This is a genomic window from Flavobacteriales bacterium, from assembly GCA_013214975.1.
GTDB lineage: Bacteria > Bacteroidota > Bacteroidia > DT-38 > DT-38 > DT-38.
In genome coordinates, this window is the sequence record JABSPR010000153.1 from 1 (window position 1) to 4286 (window position 4286).

A 4286-nucleotide genomic window follows, 5' to 3' on the forward strand; every position below is an offset into this window, starting at 1 on the left:
AACAACACTTTCAATTTTAAACGCTTCAAACTCAAAACCGGTTTTGTCAATGTCGTTATATTGAAGAGTACCTGCCAAGTTTATCAATTTTGTTTTCTTCTTGTTGAATTCTGTTTTGCTGAGCTCTAGTTTAACTTCATTAGTAAGTAAATCATTCACTATTTGATCTAATTCAGTTTGTGTAGTTTCATGTGTTATTTTTAAACTTCTAGGTAAATCGGTGCCAGCAAATAATGAGAAGGGCAGGACTAGTAGTGTGAATATTGCTGTGATAAAATTGATTTTTAAATTTCTATACATGGATGGTTTTTTAAATGTTGGTGTTTGTCAAATATACCTACGATATGATTTTAAACATAATTATTGGGATTATATCGCGTCAGTTTTTGGAAATGTTTTTAAAGTCTCTTTCATTAAAGAATGAATTTATAGGATGGTCGTAAGCGTCCTCTTTCATGTATAAGATGCTACCGCCTTGTGCCTCAATGATAATCTTGTAACTACGCTGCATCCCACTTTTGCTTTTGTAGAACATTCTATATAAAAATGCCACAGTTGCGCTTTGCGAAAGGATGCTTTGTTCGATTGCCATTTGTGGAACTATCTTGATTCCGAAATTATAGACTTCTTTAATTCTATCCATGTTTTGAAGACTTTGCTCCATATCATCCTTAAGTACGAAAAGGGTTTTTCCTTGAATCTTGGTTGCATTCTGATTGTATAATGACACAGCTTTCATTGGATTAAGTTTTCCTTTATTCGCACTAGCCATATCAACATAGTTGATCATCATTTTTACGTAGCTGTCCATTAAATATCCAATTTCGTTTCTTGCATCTTGAGTAAGAGGATAAACAGAAAGTTTAAGATCATTGTACTCGTTAGCTTTTAGTTTTGCAAATTTTCCTGGAATCATAATTGTCGAGAGCTTCTTCCTATAATCTGTTATGTTGGGTTGATTTTCACCTAGCAATAGAGTGAGTTGCGGGCCAAGTTGAGCCTTTTTATTGTACTCATTTACATATTGGTCCATAAGTACAACAAGGAATGAAGTTTTGCTTTTCTTACGGTAGCTGTCGAACTGTCCTACTGTTATATAATCAAATTTTGTTAATGTCCAATGCTTATCAACTGCTTGTTTAATGGCCTTGTTGTATTCGGAGTCACCTTCGTCTAAAACAACATATAGCTTGCTTCTTTTCAGTACATCAATATCTCCCTTCATAATATAGCCATGCTGTGCCCAGCTTTCTACCGTAAATGATAAAATGCAAGTAGCCGTAAGTAAAACGGATTTGATAATGGACTTGTTTATGTAATGCATGTTAATTTCTTACCTCTGTTATTTGAATTAAGAATTTCGTCTTGCCTTTTTGTGGAGCTGTTTTTTTAACAATAAATTATTCGTTTGTAATTCAATCTTTATTATTGAATATGCTTGGTTAGGAAAATATCAAAATTGATGCCAGAATAATTAACTTTTTACGTATATTTCCTATATAAGATTCAATAAATGAGTGGTTTTATATGGTGTGAAATTACATATAATATTCTCATTAGATATTATGTTTAAGAGCTTTACATAACCGCCTTTGTCAGCTTGCCTTTCAAAATAGACATTTCATAATTTAATAGTAGCGTTAATTAACGGATACTGTTTTGAAATCTTCTGTACCAAGAATAATATATTTTTATACAAAAAAACAAGGCATGATGAATTCGTTGAACAATCGAGGGAATAACATACTCGTTGTAAAAACCAAAAAATTACTTTGGTTACTTGTAATATCGATATCCACCCTTAGTTGTTCAGAAAAGAATAAAATGACAAAGATTGAAATGCAATATCCGAACACGAAAAAAAGTAAACATGTAGATATTTATTTTGATACAGAAGTTCAAGACCCATATCGGTGGTTGGAGGATGATATGTCTGATGAGACAAAAGTATGGGTGAAAGAACAAAATACGTTAACAGAGGGGTATTTGGGAAAAATCGACTTTAGGAATGCTCTAAGAGATAGGATTGAAAGTTTACTTGACTATGAGCGTATTAGTGCCCCTCGGAAACACGGAGATTACATCTATTATTATCAAAATGATGGTTTACAGAATCAAGATGTGCTTTATCGCACACTTGGAGAAAATGGTGAAGAATCTGTCTTTATTAATCCGAATTTATTTTCTGAAAAAGGAACGGTATCGATGGCAGGAACGAGCTTTTCCAAAGATGGATCTTTATGTGCCTATTTAATTTCAGAAGGAGGATCTGATTGGAGGAAGTGTATTGTGATTTCTACACAAACTTTGGAAGTTATAGAAGATACACTGGTAGATATTAAGTTTAGTGGCATTGCTTGGAGAGGAAATGAGGGCTTCTATTACAGCAGTTATGATAAGCCAAAAGATGAAAGTGAATTATCGGGTAAAACTCAATTTCATAAGTTGTTCTATCACCAAATTGGTGAACCACAAGGTAGTGATGAATTGATATTTGGTGGAGAGAAAACACCTCGTCGATATATTAGTGGTTACCTCACAGAAAGTGAAGAATTCTTGGTAATAACCGCGGCAGAAAGCACAAGCGGAAACGAACTTTATGTGCAAGATTTAAGAGAGGGGAATCATGAAATAGTATGCATGGTTAAGGGATTTGAAAAGGATCATTATGTAATAGATAATGATGGTTCGACATTGCTTCTGTCAACAAATTTAGAAGCGCCCAATAATAGAATAATGAAAGTGGATTGTAAAGATCCTGTAATTGGTATTTGGGCCGAATTAATTTCTGAAACGGAAAATGTATTGCATGCGGGTACTGCTGGTGGTCATATTTTTGCCTCATATATGGAGGATGTAAAGAGTAAAGTATTGGAATATGATTATAATGGAAAATTAGTGCGGGTAGTGGATATTCCAGGAATGGGAACTATAAAGGGCATGGGTGGTGATAAAGACGAAAATTATTTTTATTATTCTTTTACCTCCCTAATCAACCCTCCAACAACTTATAAGTATGATATACTATCTGGTTTGTCAGCGATTCATAAAGAGCCAAATATCGATTTTGATTCGGGTGATTACATAACGAAACAAGTGTTTTATAAATCTAAAGACGGCACATCTATACCGATGTATATCGTACATCGTAAAGATGTTATTCTAGATGGTAACAACCCAACTTGGTTGTATTCATATGGGGGATTTAATATAAGTTTAATGCCAAGTTTTAGTACTTCAAGAATTGTTTGGTTAGAAAATGGTGGCGTATATGCCCAGCCCAATATAAGAGGTGGAGGCGAATATGGAGAAGAGTGGCATGTTGCAGGAATAAAACTTGAAAAACAAAATGTATTCGACGATTTCATATCAGCGGCCGAATATTTAGTTGAAGAGGGATATACGAATAGCGATCGACTTGCAATAGAAGGAAGATCAAACGGTGGGTTATTAGTTGGTGCGGTAATGGCACAACGGCCTTCTCTAGCTCGAGTAGCATTTCCTGGAGTTGGAGTGATGGATATGCTGAGGTATCACAAGTTTACCGCAGGAGCTGGGTGGTCTTTCGATTATGGTACGTCAGATGATTCGAAAGAAATGTTTGAATATTTATATCGCTATTCTCCGGTTCATGCTATTCGGAAAAACCAAAGCTATCCTGCTACATTAGTTACTACAGCAGATCATGATGATCGAGTCGTTCCAGCACATTCGTTTAAATTTATTTCACATATGCAAACGTCTCAATTGGGAGAAAGTCCAGTATTAATAAGTATTGAAACGGACGCTGGTCATGGAGCAGGAACTCCCATCTCAAAGGTTATAGATCAGTTAACGGATAAATACGCATTTGCTTGGCATAATATGGACTTTAAACCAAAATATTAAGACGTTTTAGAAACGCATGAGACGTCTTTCTAAAGTATTTAGAGTGCTTCCAAGTCTTGATTTTGTTCGAGAAACCTTCTAAATGAATGAAGATTATAACTTTCTTTTTTTAAGATTTTTTCGGTAGGATCTAAGAATGGTCTTGTCTCCTATAAGAGCACCTCTTTCCTTGTTGGCTTTAAGAAGAATTATTCGACCATTTTTGTTTAGGTCTAGTTTCGAACCTTCTTTAAATATTAAAGTGGCCCCTGGTTCTATAATGATTTTGCCCTGCCAACCTGTACTGTCTTTAGATTCGTTGGATATAAGACCTGCTAACACTAAAGAACTTCCCTTTTTAATTATGATTGTTGCACTATTTGGTAGATAGAATTTGCACGAGACTTTCAACTCAGAAT

General features: G+C 34.7%; 4 protein-coding genes. 1 reads left to right on the plus strand and 3 read right to left on the minus strand.

Translation table 11 applies throughout. The features are described 5' to 3' along the window. Window positions 1-300: hypothetical protein (locus HRT72_05550; protein NQY67173.1), on the minus strand; the 300-nt coding region annotated here is incomplete at its 3' end. A 79-nt stretch (window positions 301-379) separates the two neighbouring features. Continuing rightward, window positions 380-1324 carry a hypothetical protein gene (locus tag HRT72_05555; GenBank protein ID NQY67174.1) on the minus strand — a complete coding sequence of 315 codons (945 nt, stop codon included), beginning with the start codon at window positions 1322-1324 and terminating at the stop codon, window positions 380-382. Between the two features lie 389 nt (window positions 1325-1713). Between HRT72_05555 and HRT72_05560 the strand changes: the two genes are divergently transcribed. Continuing rightward, a complete protein-coding gene (locus HRT72_05560) occupies window positions 1714-3888 on the plus strand; it encodes a S9 family peptidase (protein NQY67175.1) in 2175 nt (724 codons plus the stop codon). Between the two features lie 93 nt (window positions 3889-3981). Here the strand turns inward: HRT72_05560 and HRT72_05565 are convergent. Then, window positions 3982-4286 (minus strand): hypothetical protein (locus HRT72_05565; protein NQY67176.1); only part of this gene is annotated, 305 nt, incomplete at its 5' end.